Raw genomic sequence first — 18,603 nt, 5'->3', positions numbered from 1 at the left:
GGTAGAATTGCCCGTTTATTGTTCTTCAAGAATGATCTTCAAGAAACCGAATTGCAGAGCGGAAGCAGACGCGAATGAACCCGAATTACCTCGAATTCGAACAGCCCATTGCTGAACTGGAAGCGAAGATCGAAGAGCTGCGTCATGTCGGCGATGACAGCGACATCAATCTGTCGGAAGAGCTCGGCAAGCTGAAGGAAAAAAGCCGCAACCTGACTGCGTCCATCTTCTCCAACCTGTCCGCCTGGCAGGTGTCGCAACTGGCGCGCCATCCCAAGCGACCTTATACGCTCGATTACGTCAGCCACCTGTTCGAAGATTTTGACGAAATTCACGGCGATCGGCATTTTGCCGACGATGCGGCCATCGTTGGCGGTATCGCCCGACTGGAGGGCAAGCCCGTGGTGGTGATCGGTCATCAGAAGGGCCGCGAAACCAAGGAAAAGATTCGCCGTAACTTTGGCATGCCCCGTCCTGAGGGCTACCGCAAGGCGCTGCGTATCATGGAAATGGGTGAGCGCTTCAAGATGCCGGTGCTGACCTTTATCGACACGCCGGGAGCTTATCCTGGTATTGACGCTGAAGAGCGTGGCCAGTCCGAGGCTATTGCGTTTAACCTGGCCAAAATGTCCTGCCTCAAAACGCCAATCATCTCTACCGTGGTGGGTGAGGGTGGTTCCGGCGGAGCCCTGGCGATTGGCGTCTGCGACAAGTTGCTGATGCTGCAGTACTCCACCTACTCGGTTATTTCGCCCGAAGGTTGCGCCTCCATCCTGTGGAAAAGTGCCGATCGTGCCGCGGATGCCGCCAAGGCGATGGGGATTACCTCCGGGCGTCTGCATGAGTTGGGACTGGTGGATCAGGTGGTCAGCGAGCCGTTGGGCGGGGCGCACCGGGATCCGGTACTGACCGCTGCCAACCTCAAGCTGGAGCTGCTCACGGCGCTGGAAAAATTCGAAGCCCTGCCGATTGAAGAGTTGCTGGCACGCCGTTACGAGCGCCTGATGTCCTATGGCCTCAGCAGCGACTGATTGCCTTTGATGAGGCGCTGAGATGCCGGCCGATGCGTTGCTGCATGCGTTTGAGCGGCAGCTGGCGGGCCATGGTGATGTTCAGCGCTGGCTGATCGCTTTTAGTGGCGGGCTGGATTCCCGGGTGCTGGCTGAGTTGGCCACCCGGGTACTGGACCCTTCCTGCCTCCTGTTGCTGCATGTCAATCATCACCTGCAAGCCGAATCCGATGCCTGGGCAGCGCACTGTGTTGCCCAGGCATCCTTGCTTGGGCTGGCGATCAAGGTGGTGGATGTCGCGCCGGTCTCGGCCTCCGAGGCGGATGCGCGGGAGGCACGCTACGAGGCCTTCGCACAGGAGCTGCGCTCTGACGACATGCTGTTGCTGGGGCATCATGCCGATGATCAGGCAGAAACCATGTTGTTGCGCCTGATTCGGGGGGCGGGCCCCAAAGGGCTGGCGGGCATGCCGCGCCAGCGTACACTCGGTGCTGGCCGGTTGCTGCGCCCGCTCCTGGAAATCACGCGCGACGAGCTGCAGGCCTGGGCCCGCGATCAGGGGCTTGGCTGGGTCGATGATCCTTCCAACAGTGCCGTTGATTACGACCGCAACTATGTCCGTCATCGTGTCATGGCGCCGCTGATCGAGCGCTGGCCCGGCGTGCAGGCGCGCATGGCGCTCAGTGGCGCTCTGCTGGATGAAACCGCCGGGTTGCTGGCAGACGTGGCGCGGGATGACTTTCGTGCCTGCCGAGGGCCGCAGGGCGGTCTGATGGGGGCGGCCCTGGGGGGCTTGTCACAGGCTCGTCAGCGCAATCTGCTGCGCCACTGGCTGGCCGAGCGCACCGGAGCAACGATCAACGGGCCACTGTTGACGCGTATTGAACAGGACGTGTTGCAGGCGGGGCGGGATCGCCAGCCGCAGCTGCGGGTCGGTGCGCATTGGCTGCGCCGTTATCGCGGCGACCTGTATCTGCTGTCGGAGCATCAGGTCACTGCGGCTGAGGCCTTGGTGTCCATTGAGCTCGTGCCTGGCGAGATCACGTTGCTGCATGGGTGTTTGTCTGTTGTGCAGGCCGCCAATGCCGGGCGCCCCGTTGCGCCGGGCGCTATCGTATCGGCGGGTATGGCGTCACTGGCGCTGCGCGCACTTGAGGGAATTGGCCTGCGCTACCGGCGCGAGGGGGAGCGCTGCCGGCCGGCAGGTCGCCGTGGCTCCCATCCGCTGAAAAAGCTTTTCCAGGAGTATGGGGTGCCGCCCTGGCTGCGTGATGCTTGGCCATTGCTGGTGTGTGGCGATGAGATCGTTGCTGTGCCCGGTCTTTGGGTGTGCGAGGGCTGGCAGGCTGTGTCCGGTGATGACGGATACTTTGTTGACTGGCATCCGGCCTGAGCGCTCTGTGTCGGTGCTGTAGCAACGGGCAAGGTTCCGATTGTCTGCAAGGGGGGCTTTTGCTATCCTGTAGCCCCATCTCGAGTTCGTAAAATTCCCGCATTTTTTCAACCTTCGACCATACAGGTTTTGCATGACGCGTTACATTTTCGTCACCGGTGGTGTTGTGTCCTCGCTGGGCAAAGGCATTGCATCCGCTTCCTTGGCTGCCATCCTTGAGGCCCGAGGTCTGAAAGTCACCATGCTCAAGCTGGATCCGTATATCAACGTGGATCCGGGGACCATGAGCCCGTTTCAGCATGGTGAGGTGTTCGTGACGGAAGATGGCGCCGAAACTGACCTGGATCTGGGTCACTACGAGCGCTTTATTCGTACCACCATGGGCCGTCGTAATAACTTCACCACGGGCCGTGTTTATCAGCATGTACTGCTCAAGGAGCGCCGTGGAGACTACCTGGGCGGCACCGTTCAGGTCATCCCGCACATTACCGACGAGATCAAGCGTCGCGTAATCGAGGGTGCCGGTGATGCCGATGTGGCGCTGGTCGAGATCGGCGGCACTGTGGGTGATATCGAATCCCTGCCGTTCCTTGAAGCGGTGCGTCAGCTCAAGGCGGAGCTGGGCTTTTCCCGCGCATTGTTCATGCACCTGACGCTGGTGCCCTATATTGCGACCGCCGGTGAGACCAAGACCAAGCCGACACAGCACTCGGTCAAGGAACTGCGTTCCATCGGTATTCAGCCGGACATTCTGGTGTGCCGTTCTGAACAGCCGCTGCCGATTTCGTCCCGTCGCAAGCTGTCCATGTTTACCAACGTGGAAGAGCGCGCCGTTATTTCCCTGCCCGATGCCAAAACCATCTATACCATTCCGCGCATGCTCAAGGATCAGAACCTCGACGATATCGTTGTTGAGCGCTTCCACCTTGATTGCCCGCCGGCAGATCTGAGCGAGTGGGATCAGGTCGCCGATGCGCACCTGAACCCCGAAGGCGAAGTGACCATCGCCATGGTCGGCAAGTACATGGAATTGCTGGATGCCTACAAGTCACTGATTGAGTCCATCTCTCATGCGGGCATCAAAGCACGCAAGAAGGTCAATATTCGCTACATCGACTCTGAAACCGTTGAGGAGGAAGGTGTCGGCGTGCTCAAGGGTGTCAGCGCAATCCTGGTACCGGGCGGTTTCGGCGAACGTGGCGTGGAAGGCAAGATCAAGGCGGTGCAGTATGCCCGCGAGAACAAGGTGCCCTATCTGGGTATCTGTCTGGGCATGCAGGTGGCTGTCATTGAATATGCCCGTAACGTTGCCGGTCTGGCCGATGCCAATTCAACCGAATTTGACCCCAAGAGTGCGCATCCGGTGATTGGTCTTATCACCGAGTGGACCACATCCGACGGCGATGTCGAGGTGCGTGACGAAAGCGTGGATCTGGGCGGCACCATGCGACTGGGTGCCCAGGAATGTCAGCTGCTGGAAGGCTCCAATGTGGCCCGTGCCTACGGTTCGACCCGTATTGTGGAGCGTCACCGTCATCGTTATGAAGTGAACAACAATTATGTTGCCCAGCTGGAAGAGGCCGGATTGCGTATCTCCGGACGTTCTGCGGATGGCGAGCTGGTGGAAGTGGTCGAGGTGCCGGATCACCCCTGGTTTGTTGCCTGCCAGTTCCATCCGGAATTCACTTCGTCGCCCCGCGATGGGCATGGTCTTTTCAGCGGATTTATTGAAGCCGCGCTGGCGCAGCAGGAGCTGGCGCAGCAGGCCAAGTAACGGTTTTCAGGACACATAATAAACGAGGAGTTTGATCCAAATGGCACAGATTGCGGATATCAAGGCGCGCGAAGTTCTGGATTCGCGTGGCAACCCCACGGTTGAAGCCGACGTGATTCTGGCGAACGGCGTGATCGGCAGCGCCTGCGCCCCATCCGGCGCCTCCACAGGTTCCCGCGAAGCGCTGGAACTGCGTGATGGCGACAAGTCCCGCTACCTGGGCAAGGGTGTGCTGAAGGCGGTTGCCGCCATCAACGGCCCGATCCGTGACGCGCTGCTGGGCAAGGATGCAACCGATCAGCGCGCTCTGGATAACATCATGCTGGCGCTGGACGGTACCGAGAACAAATCCAACTTCGGCGCCAATGCCATCCTGGCCGTGTCCCTGGCTGCTGCCAAGGCCGCCGCTGCTGCCAAGGGCATGCCACTGTATGCCCACATCGCAGAGCTGAACGGCACCGCCGGCCAGTACTCCATGCCACTACCGATGATGAACATCCTCAACGGTGGCGAGCACGCCGACAATAACGTCGACATTCAGGAGTTCATGGTGCAGCCGGTCGGCAGCCCGAGCTTTGCTGAAGCCCTGCGCTGCGGCGCCGAGATCTTCCACGCCCTCAAGGCCGTGCTGCAGGCGAAAGGCCTCAACACCGCGGTGGGTGATGAAGGCGGTTTCGCGCCGAACCTGGGCTCCAACGAAGAAGCGCTGGTGGTTATCCAGGAAGCGGTCTCCAAGGCCGGTTACACCCTGGGCAAGGATGTCACCCTGGCGCTGGACTGCGCCGCCTCCGAGTTCTACAAGAACGGCGAATACAACCTGGCCGGCGAAGGCAAGGTGTTCAATTCCGAAGGCTTCAGCGACTACCTGGCGCAGCTGGCCGAGACCTACCCGATCGTCTCCATCGAAGACGGCCTGGACGAGTCCGACTGGGACGGCTGGGCCTACCTGACCCGCAAGATCGGCAGCAAGGTACAGCTGGTGGGCGACGACCTGTTCGTCACCAACACCAAGATCCTCAAGGAAGGCATCGACAAGAGCATCGGCAACTCCATCCTGATCAAGTTCAACCAGATCGGCTCGCTGTCCGAGACCCTGGACGCGATCAAGATGGCCAAGGATGCCGGTTACACCGCGGTGATTTCGCACCGTTCCGGTGAAACCGAAGACACCACCATCGCCGATCTCGCCGTCGGTACCGCCGCCGGCCAGATCAAGACCGGTTCGCTGTGCCGTTCTGACCGTGTATCCAAGTACAACCGTCTGCTGCGCATCGAGGAAGAACTCGCAGGCCAGGCACCGTACAAGGGTCTGAAGGAAATCAAGGGTCAGGCCTAAGCCTGACCTTTCGCAAGCGGCTCACTCGCGGATCCGCTTGCAGCTCCAGCGCTCCGTTCGCCTTGGGTGAACGGGGCGCTCTGCCCATCTACCGAATTCCGGCATGTTTGCTGTTTCCAGTACCTGGAAGTCCTGGGGCCAGGGCTTAAGCCAATCTGTGTAACAGAAGGGCAGGACTGCAGCATCGAGTGTGTTACATTCTCCTAATCAATGTCAGGCAGCAGGATCGCGGCTGTCTTTTGTCCTGGCAGACGTCGTCTTTTCTGTCCGGCCGTGGGCCGGGATCGATCGCTCTGGAGTAAATCTTGTTTCGTTGGCTCATTATCCTTCTGGTGGTACTGGTGCTTGCACTGCAGTACCGTCTCTGGTTTGGCGAGGCGAACCTGCGGGAGGTACTGGCCCTGCGCGAGGCCATTAGCACACAGCAGCAGGACAACGAAAAACTGCTGGAGCGAAACCGCCAGCTTGAGGCGGAAGTACAGGACCTGAAGAAGGGCCTGGCTGCGCTGGAAGAGCGTGCTCGCAGCGAAATGGGCATGATTCGCGAGGATGAAACCTTTATTCAGCTCATTGAACCCCGTAGCGGATCCGCGCAATGACATCCGATAATTTGCAGTTCCCCACCGATTTTTGCTGGCTCCATGGCGAGCCTGGCGTCAGTGCCGAGATACGGCACGAAAACGCCGACTTTCAGGTTTTCGAGCAGCTGGGATTCGAGCCCGAAGGCGAAGGCGAACATGTTTTCCTCTATATTCGAAAAAATGGTGAAAATACCGACTGGGTTGCCCGTCAACTGGCGGGTTTTTGCCAGGTGTCGCCACGTGAAGTCAGCTACTCCGGCAAGAAAGACCGTCATGCCATCACCGAGCAGTGGTTCTGTATACGGCTTGGCGTGCATCGCAACATGACCTGGAGCCTGTTTGGCGGTGACAGCATTGAGGTACTCAAAGCCGTGCGCCACCCGCGCAAGTTGCGCCTGGGCGTGCACCGGGGCAATCGCTTTCGCCTGCGTCTGCGTGAGGTCAGCGACATGGATGCGCTGGAGCGGCGTTTTGCCCTGCTAGGCGAGGGTGTACCCAACTATTTTGGCGAACAGCGTTTCGGTTTTGGCTTTGGCAATGTTCACAAGGGTGTGGCCCTGATTCGCGGCGAGCTGAAAGAGCGTCAGCGTCACAAAAAGGGCCTGTACCTTTCGGCCGTTCGTTCCTGGCTGTTTAATCATCTTCTGAGCCAGCGCATTGCCGAACACCGCTGGGCGACAATTATGCCCGGCGACGTCCTGATGCTGGACGGCACGCACAGCTGTTTTGCAGCGCAGGCCGGGCAGGATGACCTGGTCACGCGGCTGGCCAGTGGTGATCTGGATCTGACGGGCCCGATGCCCGGCCTTGCCGGTCGCCTGCTGGGGGACGAGGCGGCGGCCTGGGAAAGCGAAACCCTGGCGGACTGGCAGTCGCTGATCGATGATTTGACCCAGCTTGGGTTGCGCTCAGAGCGTCGCAGCTTGCGGCTTCGACCACAGGGACTTGCGATGGAGCGCGAATCTGACCGACAATGCTGGCTTGAATTCGAGCTTCCCAGCGGTGCTTTTGCCACCAGTGTGCTGCGGGAGCTGTGCCATTTTCGTGTATCCCGCCCCGCGACAGGCTTGAGCACTGATGATTAAAGTACTGATTTCCAATGATGACGGCGTTTATGCGCCTGGCCTGGCGGCACTGGCCGAGGCTCTTGCCAAGGTCGCCGAGATTCAGGTCATTGCACCGGATCGTAACCGCAGTGGCGCCAGTAACTCTCTGACCCTGGACCGTCCGCTGGAAGCCCACCACCACCATAATGGCTTTATCAGCCTCAACGGAACGCCGACAGATTGCGTACACATGGGGGTGTCGGGTGTTTTTGGCATGATACCGGACCTGGTCGTGTCGGGGATCAATGCGGGCTCGAACCTGGGTGACGACGTGCTCTATTCGGGTACAGTGGCGGCGGCGACTGAAGGGCGTTCGATGTCGTTGCCGCCTATTGCCGTATCCCTTGCCGGCCATCAGCCTGAGCATTACGCTACGGCGGCGGAGGTGGTTGCGAATCTGGTGCGCGATATTCACTCGCTGATGCTGGCTCCGCGCACGGTGCTGAACGTCAATGTTCCGGATGTACCGATGAGCGAGATCAAGGGCGTGCATGTGACGCGCCTGGGGCACCGCGAAATGGCCAGTGGCCCGGTTGCATCGGTGGATCCGCGCGGCTGCACGCGCTACTGGGTGGCCGGAGCCGGCGCGGTGGCGGATCGTGATCCGGGCACCGACTTTTATGCGGTGGAGCAGGGGTATGTTTCCATTACACCGATTCAGATAGATATGACCCAGTACCCGGGCATGGACAGTCTGGCAACCTGGTTAGAGGAGCTGCAGTGAGTGATGTAAACCTGCAGGGTATTGGCATGACCTCCCGGCGCACCCGTGAACGGCTGATTCAGCGCCTGCGGGAGCAGGGCATCGCCAATGAGGCTGTGCTGGATGTGATCCGGGATACACCGCGTCATATTTTTATCGATGAAGCCCTGGCGCATCGTGCGTATGAAGATACGGCGCTCCCTATCGGTTTTAACCAGACTATTTCGCAGCCCTACATAGTGGCACGCATGACTGAGCTGCTGCTCCAGGATGGACCCTGTGAAAAAGTACTGGAAGTGGGCACTGGCTCTGGCTACCAGACCGCAGTGCTGGCCCCGTTGGTGGGACACGTATACAGTCTGGAGCGTATTCGGCCGTTGCAGGAAAAAGCCCGCAAGCGCATGAGTCTGTTAAAACTGCACAATGCTCAGCTGCGTCATAGTGACGGTGGCATGGGGTGGCCTGCGCAGGCGCCCTTTGACGGTATTCTGGTCACGGCCGCCCCTGAAACGGTGCCTGATGAACTGTTGAAACAGCTCGCTATAGGCGGGCGTCTGGTTATCCCGGTGGGGGGCAGCGGTGGGCAGAAGCTCAAGCGTATTCGGCGTACCGGCGAGAACCAGTTTGAAACTCAGGAGGTATTGGCGGTCAAGTTCGTCCCCCTGGTAAGTGGCACTATTCGTTAAGGAAGCAAGCATGAGACAGTCGCGTAATGGGTTCCAATACCTGTTGCTGGCCGTAAAGGGAATGTTGATGGGGGCGGCCGATGCTGTTCCGGGCGTATCCGGCGGCACCATCGCATTCATTACCGGTATTTACGAAGAACTTATCCATTCATTGCGCAGTTTCGATATTGCGGCAGTACGGTTGCTGTTTAGTCAGGGTCCGGCCGCCGGCTGGCGGCATGTGAACGGCACTTTTATGCTGGTGCTGCTTAGCGGCATTCTGCTGAGTTTGCTCAGTCTGTCACACATAGTGCTGTTTCTGCTCGAAACCCAGGCGCCGTTGTTATGGTCCTTTTTCTTTGGTCTGATTATCGCATCAGTGTGGAGTCTGTGCCGCACCGTGCCTGAATGGAACAGCGGTGTGCTGGTGTCCTTTGCCACCGGCGCCGTAGTGGCCTATGCCGTGACTCAGGTGACGCCTTCTGCGCTTGAGGCCACACCGTTCTTCGTGTTTTTCAGTGGCATGCTTGCCATCTGTGCCATGATTCTGCCGGGCATATCAGGCAGTTTCATTTTGCTGTTGCTGGGGATGTACACGCCTATTATGCAGGCTATTCAAGGACTGCAGTTTGCTATCCTGGGGCTGTTTGGTGCGGGCTGTGTCCTGGGGTTGCTGGTGTTTTCGCGTGTGCTGGACTGGGCCTTTTCCCATCACCGGGCGACCACGCTGGCGCTTTTGGGAGGCTTCATGCTGGGCTCTCTTGGCAAGGTTTGGCCCTGGAAATACACCACTGCCTATGCCATTAATCGCCACGGCGGCGAAGTGCCCCTGGTGCAGGAAAATGTCATGCCTGGCAGCTTTGAAATGCTGACCGGTCAGGATCCTTCGCTGACAGCCGCATTGGGTCTCATGTTGCTGGGCGTCGTGCTCGTGGTGGTGATGGACCGGATTGGTCGGGCGAGCCGGCTATGAACCGGTAGGGGCTGATAGTGACTCAGGGAATGGGAAGGCTCGTTCTTGTTCTGGTTACCCTGTTTGGGCTTGCGGCATGCAGCGGCGGCTATGCGCCGGTGGCCGAGCGCTCTATCAACAGCAACAGTCGTCCGTTGCCCAAGTCTGGCTCCTACACAGTAAGCAAGGGCGATACCCTCTATTCGATCGCCTGGCGATACAACCTGGATTACCGGGAACTGGCTCGCCTTAATAATATCGATTCGCGTTATCTCATCTATGCGGGGCAGAAACTGCGTCTGCAGGCAGTCTCGGCTGCTGTCACCAAAACATCATCGGCCCAGGTTAGTCTTCCTGCACCGGTGAAGCCGCTGAGTCGCAAGGCCGACAGCACGCCGGTGCAGAAGAAAGTCCAGGCGCCCGTCGCGGCCGTGAGGGCGCCGGTTAAGCCACAGGCAGAGCCCTCCACGGCTCTGACGTGGCGCTGGCCTGCCCAGGGGCCGCTGCTTAATGGCTTTTCAAATACGTCGACAAAAGGTATCAATATCGCTGGCAAGTCAGGTGATCCGGTTATTGCTGCGGGCTCTGGCAGGGTTGTTTATGCCGGTGACGGCTTGCGTGGGTATGGGATTCTGGTGATCATTAATCACAATCAAGAGTTCCTCAGTGCCTATGCGCATAACAGTCGCGTTTTTGTCAAAGAAAATGATATGGTTAATGGCGGTGACAAAATAGCCGAAGTAGGTAGCAGCGGAGCTGCCAGGGATATGCTCCACTTTGAGATAAGACGAGACGGACAGCCAGTCGATCCGTTGCGATACCTGCCTCGGCGTTAGCACATAATAAGAAATATCGGTGCCTGTCTGGCAGTGGGGTTGGGTGTATGGAAAACGTTAATAACAAGGATTATGACGTGCCTGAAGACGTTTTTGAGCGGGGTTTTGACAACAACGATTCCAATGACGACGACGCAGATACCAATGACACTGACGTGTCAGCGGCAGATGATAGCGACGACGGCAAGGAACCTGAGTTTCTTAACAGTGGGCGTGGACGCGGTAGTCTCGCACACAAGGACCTGATGAATGCCAAGTCGCTGGATGCGACGCAGCTTTATCTCAACGAAATCGGCTTTTCGCCATTATTGACGGCCGAGGAAGAGGTGTATTTCTCCCGTCTGGCGCTCAAGGGCTGCGAAGCCTCACGCAAGCGCATGATAGAGAGCAACTTGCGACTGGTGGTGAAAATTGCCCGGCGCTATCTGAACCGTGGCCTCTCTCTGCTGGATCTAATCGAAGAAGGTAACCTTGGGCTGATTCGGGCGGTGGAAAAGTTTGACCCCGAGCGGGGCTTCAGGTTTTCGACCTATGCCACCTGGTGGATCCGCCAGACCATCGAGCGGGCCATCATGAACCAGACGCGCACCATTCGTCTGCCCATCCATGTGGTCAAGGAACTCAACGTGTACCTGAGGGTGGCACGCGAACTGGCCCAAAAACTTGATCATGAGCCTTCCGCCGAAGAAATCGCCGCCAAGGTAGATAAGCCGGTTGAAACCGTGGAGCGGATGCTGGGCCTGAACGAGCGCATCAGTTCCGTGGATATCCCGGTGGGCAAGGACTATGACAAGTCGCTGCTTGATACCATCCCTGATCAGGAAAACTCCGACCCGGCCAGCTTGCTGCAGAGTACCAATATCAGCGGCAACCTGGAGAAATGGCTCAATGCGCTGCCCGATAAGCATGCTGAAGTGCTGTCGCGCCGGTTTGGTTTGCGCGGCTATGAAATGAGCACGCTTGAAGAGGTGGGCAGTGAAATTGGCCTGACCCGTGAGCGGGTGCGACAGATACAGGTCGAGGCACTGCGAAAACTGCGCGAGATTGTGGAGAAGAACGGCCTGACCGGCGAAGACCTGCTTAAATAAGCGTTAGGGCTCTGCGCCAAAGCAAAAAAACGGGAAATGGATTGATGCCATTTCCCGTTTTTGTTTGTCTGGGGCCAGGCGGTTACGTTTGTCAGCGTTCCAGCAGTTTCAGCTTGTCGGGCTTGCCGTTCCAGTCATCCGCATCGGCCGGAGCCGGCTTTTTCAGTGAAATATTGGGCCATATTTCCGCGAGATCCGCATTCAGTTCGACATAGATCTGCTGTTCGTCGCTAAGGTCGTCATCCTGCAGGATTGCATCGGCCGGACATTCCGGCTCGCAGAGCCCGCAGTCGATGCACTCATCGGGATGGATAACCAGAAAATTGGGCCCTTCGTAAAAGCAGTCGACGGGGCACACCTCGACACAATCCGTATATTTGCAGCGAATACAGTTCTCAGTCACGACAAAAGTCATGCTTAGACCTCCCGTAGCTTGTTGGTCTAGTGGTGGCTGACAGTATAGATCACCCTGCGCGCATGGCATCGCAGGGTGAAGTGGGGTTCAGGCGTCTGCAAGGGCGCGCAGCTGGTAGAGCGCTTCCAGGGCTTCGCGTGGGCTGAGGTCATCCGGATTAAGTGCCTGTAATCGCGCTATGGCGGGGTTGGGCGTGGACTCGACGAACATGTCGTTCTGTACCGGCGCATTTTGCTGTGTCTGGCGCTGCTGCAACTGGTTGGACTCTTTTTCGAGGCTGATCAGCGTGTTGCGTGCCTGTTGAATCACCTTGCGGGGAATGCCTGCCAGCTGGGCGACCTGCAACCCGTAGCTCTGGCTGGCGGGCCCCTCGCGGACTTCATGCATGAAGACGATGTGGTCGTTGTGCTCCACGGCGGTCAGGTGCACGTTAAACACGCCAGCAGACTGTTCGGGCATGGTGGTGAGTTCGAAGTAGTGGGTTGCGAACAGCGTCAGCGCCTTTACCTCGCCCGCCAGATGGCGCGCGCAGGCCCAGGCCAGCGAAAGCCCATCGAAGGTGCTGGTGCCACGGCCGACTTCATCCATCAGCACCAGGCTGCGGTGCGTGGCGTTATGCAGGATATTGGCGGTTTCGGTCATTTCCACCATGAAGGTGGAGCGCCCGCCCGCAAGGTCATCCGAGGAGCCCATACGGGTGAAGATGCGATCGACGATGCCGATGCGGGCCGAGGCCGCCGGTACATAGCTGCCGATATGGGCCAGCAGGGTAATCAGTGCGGCCTGGCGCATGTAGGTGGATTTACCGCCCATGTTGGGGCCGGTAATGATCAGCATGCGCCGTTCTGGATCCAGCTGCAGGTCGTTGGCGACGAAGGGGTCCTCCATCACGGCTTCGACCACCGGATGGCGCCCGCCCTCGATCGCAAGCCCCGGCTCTTCTACCAGCTGCGGTGCGCTGAAGTTAAGGCTCAGAGCCCGCTCGGCCAGGTTGGTCAGAACGTCCAGTTCGGCGATGGCGCCGGCACTGTCCTGCAGCGGTGCCAGCTGTTCGGCCAGGGTCTCGATCAGCTCCTCGTAGAGCCCTTTTTCCCGAGCCAGTGCGCGGCTTTTGGCACTCAAGGCCTTGTCCTCGAACTCTTTCAGCTCAGGGGTAATGAAGCGCTCGGCGTTTTTCAGGGTCTGGCGGCGAATGTAATCCACCGGCACATCCTTGGCCTGGGCCTTGGAGATCTCGATAAAATAGCCGTGTACCCGGTTGTAGCCCACTTTGAGCGTACTGATGCCCGTCGCTTCGCGTTCCCGTGTCTCGATCTGAACCAGGTAGTCGCCGGCATTCTCGCTGATGGCGCGTAACTCATCGAGTTCGCTGTCGTAGCCTGCGGCGATGACGCCACCGTCACGGATAACCACGGGGGGATTGTCGATGATGGCGCGCTGCAGCAGCTCGGCCAGCTGTGGAAACTCGCTGATCTGCAATCCCAGCTCGGTAATGTGGGCACAGTCGTCGGTGCGGATCTGTTGCTGCAGCCCCGGCAGTATGGACAGGGCGTGCTTGAGTCGCTCCAGGTCCCTGGGTCTGGCCGAGCGCAACGCGATGCGTGACAGAATACGCTCAATATCGCCGATCTGCTTGAGCAGTGGCGCCAGGTCTTCGTATCGGTAATCTATTTGCAGCCACTGGATCGATTGCTGGCGTGCCAGCAGGGTATTGCGACAGCGCAAGGGGCGGTTTAGCCAGCGTCGCAACATGCGACTGCCCATGGGGGTGCGGGCCTGATCCATGACCGCCGCCAGGGTGTTCTCGCGCCCGCCGGCCAGGTTGAAGTCTATTTCCAGGTTGCGCCTTGTGGCGGCGTCCAGCAGCACGCTGTCGTTCTGCTGTTCAACCTGGATGCGGCGAATATGGGGCAGGGCGCCGCGCTGGGTATCGCGTGCATATTGCAGCAGACAGCCCGCCGCTGCCAGTGCCACGGGCAGGTGATCGCAGCCAAATCCGGACAGATCGTGGGTATTGAACTGCTGGCACAACAGGCGCTCGGCCGTATCCAGTTCGAAATTCCACGGCGCCTGCGGGCGCTGGCCCGGGCGCTGCTCCAGCAGTGGCGCCAGCTGGCTGTCTTCATTGTAGAGAATTTCGGCGGGCTTGAGGCGCTCAAGCTCGGCGCGCAGGCTGTCATTGCCGCTGACCTGCATCAGGCTGAAACGCCCCGCGCTCATGTCCAGAATGGCAAGGCCAATATCCATTTCGCGCTGTTCCAGCGCCACGATCAGGTTGTCCCGGTGTTCGTCCAGCAGCGACTCGTCGGTCAGGGTGCCGGGGGTCACGATGCGCATCACTTTGCGCTCCACCGGTCCCTTGGTCGTTGCCGGATCGCCGACCTGCTCACAGATCGCCACCGATTCGCCGGCCCGCACAATCTTGGCAATATAGCCATCGGCGGCATGGTAGGGGATACCGGCCATGGGAATCGGGTTGCCGCCGGACTTGCCGCGCGCGGTAAGGGAAATGCCGAGCAACTCAGAGGCCTTGCGGGCATCGTCGTGGAACAGTTCGTAAAAATCGCCCATGCGATAGAACAGCAGCTGGTCGGGATGGTCTGCTTTCAGACGCAGGTATTGCTGCATCATCGGAGTATGCTGGTCGAGATTGCCGGGCTGAATGCTCATGGGGATAGTCGTGGCCTGGGTTGAACACTCAGGCCGTGCATGGCCTGAGTTGCTTAAAGAACAATGGGTCACGCATTTTACGTGATTCGGCGCTTGATTCGAAGCGAACCGGAGATTCAGTTGCCGACACCATGCAGGCGAAGGTCGTGGCCTGGTCCTGCCCTGTTCGATACTTGTGGTCCGCTGGCATGTAGCGAAGCTGCGACTTGTTCGGGGCAACTTCAGTCGCTGTCGTTAGCAATGTGCGCCGCAAGCCGCAAAATCCCTGTCAGGATGCGATCGGCATAGCATTCTGGCAACTGTCGCCGTATGGCAAACCTTTCAGGTACTCAGGCAGGCGATCAAGTTTTTTCGCACTATCACTTGCTCGATTTCCGGGGCGAGAGCGTCTTGCCTGAACGCTGTCGCAGCCAGAACAGTGCGGTCAGGGCTCTGGGGATTCGCGCATCATCCTATACACAACGGCCTGCCAGCCCTACCGCCAGTGCTCGATGTCCCGCTGCCGACGGGTCATCCTTGGGCATGCGCGTTCGCCGCGCGACAGCAGCATGAATCTCTTTGTGCAGCGTCATATGCTCCACCGGGGTCCGCGTGGATGCACAGATTAAAAACTAAGTTGCTATGTTGTTTTGCAATGTGTCGCGATTTTTCCACTCTATACTTTGATAACGCAGGTGCGAAAGAATAGTGTAAGTTGAATATATATGGCGTCTTATAAATCGGAAAAATCAGTTAATAAACCAGAATATTTTTATTATAGATGTCTAGTCTGATGGGGAATGACAATACTATTAAGCTAGCATAAAGGTTTGATTTTATAAAAATACGAAAAATAAGAAAATCTATGTATTTCATGCACTTAATATATATATTGAGGTCGTTTAAGATATTTTTGATCTTTGTTTTTGGATTTTTTAATAAATTAATAAAGATTTTCTGATAATTCTGATTAGGCTTTATAAGCATAACTTAATGAAATATGTCGCATATTTGACACACTATACAAGCGTTACGCAGTTGCGTTAAAAAGCATTCAAACAATCGTTTAAAACACAAAAATAACTCATCGTAGTTCGGGCGTTAGGGATAGTCCTGTCAACCTTGGGGCGGTAGCGTGTCTTTTTTCTACTGCTGGTTGCGCTCTCCCTTTCTGCGCCCTCTGTAAACGCATTGCCTGCTTCGTTTTTTCAACCAGTAACGGATCACCGGGCCAGCCCGATGCCGAAGGGAGTCTATGATGTTTGAGAAAAACGCGTCGCTACCACACCCAAGAGGACTGACATTCTGGATTCAGTGGTTTGTCGCCATGACCCTGGTCACTGGGGTACTGGGCCTGCTTACCTGGTTGAAAACCGGTGATTTCGAATCGCAATACCGTATTCTGATGGCCGTGGCTTTGTTGGGATCGGTGCCGGCCTACACACTCATGAACGTTTACGACAGGAGGCGCGAAGGCTCCTTTACCGGCCTGATACGTCTGCTGGGCGGCTGGTCGCTTGTGCTGGCCATGCTGGCCGTTGTCGCTTTTATTACCAAGAGCAGCGAACTCTATTCCCGGGAAGTGCTGCTGAAATGGATGCTACTCGGATATCTGGTGCAGGCGGCGGCTTTCCTGCCCCTGCACGATCTGTCACGCCGCTATCATCAGAGCCTGCGTGAAAATCGCAAGGCCCTGATCATTGGCTCCGACGACCTGGCTCTGCGTTTGGCTGACGTGCTCGTCAATGACCGGCACGAGCCGCTGATGGGGCTGGTGGAGGCGGGTACTGAGTCTCTGACCGCCGACAGCCGATACCCGCGGCTCGGCAAATTGGAGCAGATCCGCCAGATTATTGCCGAGCAGGGCGTTCGCCGACTCTATATCGCACTGCCCTTTAGTCGAATGAACGAGATTGAACGTCTGTATATCGACCTGCTGGATGTCAACGTCGATGTCGTATGGATTCCCGACCTGGCCTCACTGGTGTTGCTGAATCAGTCGGTATCCTCCATCGGGACACTGCCAGCCATACACCTGAATGAGTGTCCACTTACGGCGCAACACCGTGGAGCCTTCATCAAAAGCGTACTGGATCGAAGCGTTGCCTTGCTGGCTATCGTAATGCTGAGCCCGCTGCTGATAGGCACCGCCATTGCCGTAAAGCTTTCATCTCCGGGGCCGGTATTGTTCAAGCAGCAACGCCACGGCTGGAACGGCAATATCATCAAGGTGTGGAAATTCCGTTCAATGCGGGTGCATCAGGATACCCAGGTTAAACAGGCAACCCGTGAAGACCCCCGCATCACCGCAGTCGGTCGCTTTATCCGCCGTACCTCGATCGACGAACTGCCGCAGCTGTTCAATGTCCTGCTCGGAGACATGTCGCTTGTTGGCCCGCGCCCCCATGCGCTGGCGCATAACGACTATTACGCCGACAAGATCACCGCTTACATGGCGCGCCATCGTATCAAGCCCGGTATCACCGGCCTGGCGCAAATCAGCGGTGCCCGCGGCGAAACCGAGACCATCGACAAGATGGCCAAACGTGTAGAGTTCGATCTGAAATATATCAGCAACTGGTCGGTGTGGCTGGACATCAAGATATTGCTCAAAACACCGCTGTCTCTGGTATCCAAGGACATTTACTAAAGTCTATTGCGCTTCTGAACCCGTGGCGGAACAGGGGGAACCCGGCCAGGAGTTCTGCGTTCGGCCACTAAGGAATTAAAAGGATCTGTTAATGAAAGTTACCGTATTCGGGATTGGTTACGTCGGTCTGGTACAGGGGGCCGTACTGGCCGAGGTCGGTCACGACGTCATTTGCGTGGATATCGACGAAAACAAGGTCGAACGCCTGAAACAGGGCCAGATCCCGATCTATGAGCCGGGGCTTGCGAATCTCGTGCGCGATAATTTCGCTGCTGGCCGGCTGAGCTTTACCACCGATGCAGCCGAGGCTGTGAAACATGGCGATGTGCAGTTTATCGCGGTCGGTACACCGCCCGATGAGGACGGCTCGGCCGATCTGCAGTACGTTCTGGCCGTGGGGGAAACCATTGCCGAACACATGGAACGGCCACAGACAATAATCGACAAGTCGACTGTCCCGGTGGGCACTGCCGACAGGGTCGGCGCCCGGGTCGCAGAGGTGTTGGCGCGCCGCGATCGCAGCGACCTGACCTTTGCCGTCGTTTCCAACCCGGAATTTCTCAAAGAGGGTTCCGCCGTCGCCGACTGCATGAAGCCTGACCGCATCATTATCGGTACTGACAGTGAAGTGGCGGAAGAAGTGATGCGCGAGCTCTATGCGCCGTTCAATCGCAACCATGAAAAGATCATCGTCATGGACGTGCGTAGCGCCGAGCTGACCAAGTATGCCGCCAACTGCATGCTGGCAACCAAAATCAGTTTCATGAACGAAATGGCCAACCTGGCGGAACAGCTCGGTGCAGATATCGAAATGGTGAGGCAGGGTATCGGCTCCGACCCGCGTATCGGATACCATTTTATCTACCCCGGAGCGGGGTACGGTGGGTCATGTTTCCCCAAAGACGTACAGGCACTGGTTCGCACTGCGGATAGCATCGACTTCGATGCCAAGGTGTTGAAAGCCGTAGAAAGCCGCAACAATGAGCAGAAAACCACCCTGTTCAAGAAAATCTACAAACACTTTAACGGTGACCTGGCGGGCAGGACTGTTGCGCTCTGGGGTCTTAGTTTCAAACCTAATACAGATGATATGCGTGAAGCCCCCAGCCGTGTACTGATGGAAGCACTGTGGAATGCTGGCGCCATTGTTCAAGCCTATGATCCGGAAGCGATGGAAGAAACTCAACGCATCTACGGCAGTCGAGATGATCTTAGCCTGTGTGGTACCAAGGAAGCGGCGCTGAAAAGTGCGGATATGCTGGTGATTGTTACCGAGTGGCCTGCATTCAAGGCACCTGACTTTGACTTGATCAAAAAACAGTTGAAGCAGCCTGTGATATTTGATGGGCGAAACCTTTTCGAAGTGAAAAGGTTGGCACGGCAAGGCATTCAATATCATTCTATTGGTCGCCAATCATAATTTTTAAAAGAACCCTGCTGTTAGG

15 protein-coding genes are annotated in these 18,603 nt (G+C 57.6%); 13 read left to right on the top strand and 2 right to left on the bottom strand.

Going from position 1 to position 18,603, the window contains the following annotated elements; genetic code table 11:
• Positions 1-74 precede the first annotated feature (74 nt).
• The 11 genes from accA (at position 75) to rpoS (ending at position 11,444) form a co-directional block, all read left to right on the top strand.
• Positions 75-1,031 carry an acetyl-CoA carboxylase carboxyl transferase subunit alpha gene (accA, locus tag F451_RS0113445; RefSeq protein ID WP_020681898.1) on the top strand — a complete coding sequence of 319 codons (957 nt, stop codon included), beginning with the start codon at positions 75-77 and terminating at the stop codon, positions 1,029-1,031.
• Between the two features lie 22 nt (positions 1,032-1,053).
• Positions 1,054-2,403: a tRNA lysidine(34) synthetase TilS gene (gene tilS, locus F451_RS25570; RefSeq protein WP_020681897.1), complete on the top strand. Its 1,350-nt coding sequence runs from the start codon at positions 1,054-1,056 to the stop codon at positions 2,401-2,403.
• A gap of 133 nt (positions 2,404-2,536) precedes the next feature.
• A complete protein-coding gene (locus F451_RS0113435; RefSeq protein WP_020681896.1) occupies positions 2,537-4,177 on the top strand; it encodes a CTP synthase in 1,641 nt (546 codons plus the stop codon).
• A 40-nt stretch (positions 4,178-4,217) separates the two neighbouring features.
• Complete coding sequence (eno, locus tag F451_RS0113430; RefSeq protein WP_020681895.1) at positions 4,218-5,513, top strand: phosphopyruvate hydratase; 1,296 nt, start codon at positions 4,218-4,220, stop codon at positions 5,511-5,513.
• 305 nt (positions 5,514-5,818) lie between these two features.
• The gene (ftsB, locus tag F451_RS0113425; protein WP_020681894.1) at positions 5,819-6,112 is read left to right on the top strand and encodes a cell division protein FtsB; all 294 of its coding nucleotides are present in this window, start codon (positions 5,819-5,821) and stop codon (positions 6,110-6,112) included.
• Positions 6,109-7,179: a tRNA pseudouridine(13) synthase TruD gene (gene truD / locus F451_RS0113420; RefSeq protein WP_020681893.1), complete on the top strand. Its 1,071-nt coding sequence runs from the start codon at positions 6,109-6,111 to the stop codon at positions 7,177-7,179. Before ftsB ends, truD begins: the two co-directional genes overlap by 4 nt.
• The gene (surE, locus tag F451_RS0113415; protein WP_020681892.1) at positions 7,172-7,924 is read left to right on the top strand and encodes a 5'/3'-nucleotidase SurE; all 753 of its coding nucleotides are present in this window, start codon (positions 7,172-7,174) and stop codon (positions 7,922-7,924) included. The genes truD and surE overlap by 8 nt, the downstream gene beginning before the upstream one ends.
• 26 nt (positions 7,925-7,950) lie before the next feature.
• Positions 7,951-8,589, top strand: coding sequence for a protein-L-isoaspartate(D-aspartate) O-methyltransferase (locus F451_RS0113410; protein WP_156826480.1), 639 nt, complete (start codon positions 7,951-7,953; stop codon positions 8,587-8,589).
• Between the two features lie 10 nt (positions 8,590-8,599).
• Complete coding sequence (locus F451_RS0113405; RefSeq protein WP_020681890.1) at positions 8,600-9,541, top strand: polyprenyl-phosphate transporter; 942 nt, start codon at positions 8,600-8,602, stop codon at positions 9,539-9,541.
• A 17-nt stretch (positions 9,542-9,558) separates the two neighbouring features.
• Positions 9,559-10,356 (top strand): peptidoglycan DD-metalloendopeptidase family protein, encoded by a 798-nt coding sequence (locus tag F451_RS0113400; protein WP_240476478.1) that lies wholly within the window; start codon positions 9,559-9,561, stop codon positions 10,354-10,356.
• 47 nt (positions 10,357-10,403) lie between these two features.
• Complete coding sequence (rpoS, locus tag F451_RS0113395; RefSeq protein ID WP_020681888.1) at positions 10,404-11,444, top strand: RNA polymerase sigma factor RpoS; 1,041 nt, start codon at positions 10,404-10,406, stop codon at positions 11,442-11,444.
• A 91-nt stretch (positions 11,445-11,535) separates the two neighbouring features.
• Here the strand turns inward: rpoS and fdxA are convergent, their stop codons facing one another.
• Complete coding sequence (gene fdxA, locus F451_RS0113390; protein WP_020681887.1) at positions 11,536-11,859, bottom strand: ferredoxin FdxA; 324 nt, start codon at positions 11,857-11,859, stop codon at positions 11,536-11,538.
• Between the two features lie 87 nt (positions 11,860-11,946).
• A complete protein-coding gene (gene mutS, locus F451_RS0113385) occupies positions 11,947-14,529 on the bottom strand; it encodes a DNA mismatch repair protein MutS (RefSeq protein ID WP_020681886.1) in 2,583 nt (860 codons plus the stop codon).
• Between the two features lie 1,237 nt (positions 14,530-15,766).
• Here mutS and F451_RS0113375 point away from each other — a divergent pair.
• Both F451_RS0113375 and F451_RS0113370 read left to right on the top strand, forming a co-directional pair.
• Positions 15,767-17,158, top strand: a complete 1,392-nt coding sequence (locus F451_RS0113375) for an undecaprenyl-phosphate glucose phosphotransferase (RefSeq protein ID WP_026291748.1) — start codon at positions 15,767-15,769, stop codon at positions 17,156-17,158.
• 91 nt (positions 17,159-17,249) lie between these two features.
• A complete protein-coding gene (locus tag F451_RS0113370; RefSeq protein WP_020681883.1) occupies positions 17,250-18,578 on the top strand; it encodes a UDP-glucose dehydrogenase family protein in 1,329 nt (442 codons plus the stop codon).
• The last annotated feature ends 25 nt before the right edge of the window (positions 18,579-18,603 follow it).

The sequence above is a fragment of the Marinobacterium rhizophilum DSM 18822 genome, from assembly GCF_000378045.1.
GTDB classification, from domain to species: domain Bacteria; phylum Pseudomonadota; class Gammaproteobacteria; order Pseudomonadales; family Balneatricaceae; genus Marinobacterium_A; species Marinobacterium_A rhizophilum.
The sequence above is the reverse complement of the archived record's forward strand: the minus strand, read 5'-3'. Positions and strand labels throughout refer to the sequence as shown.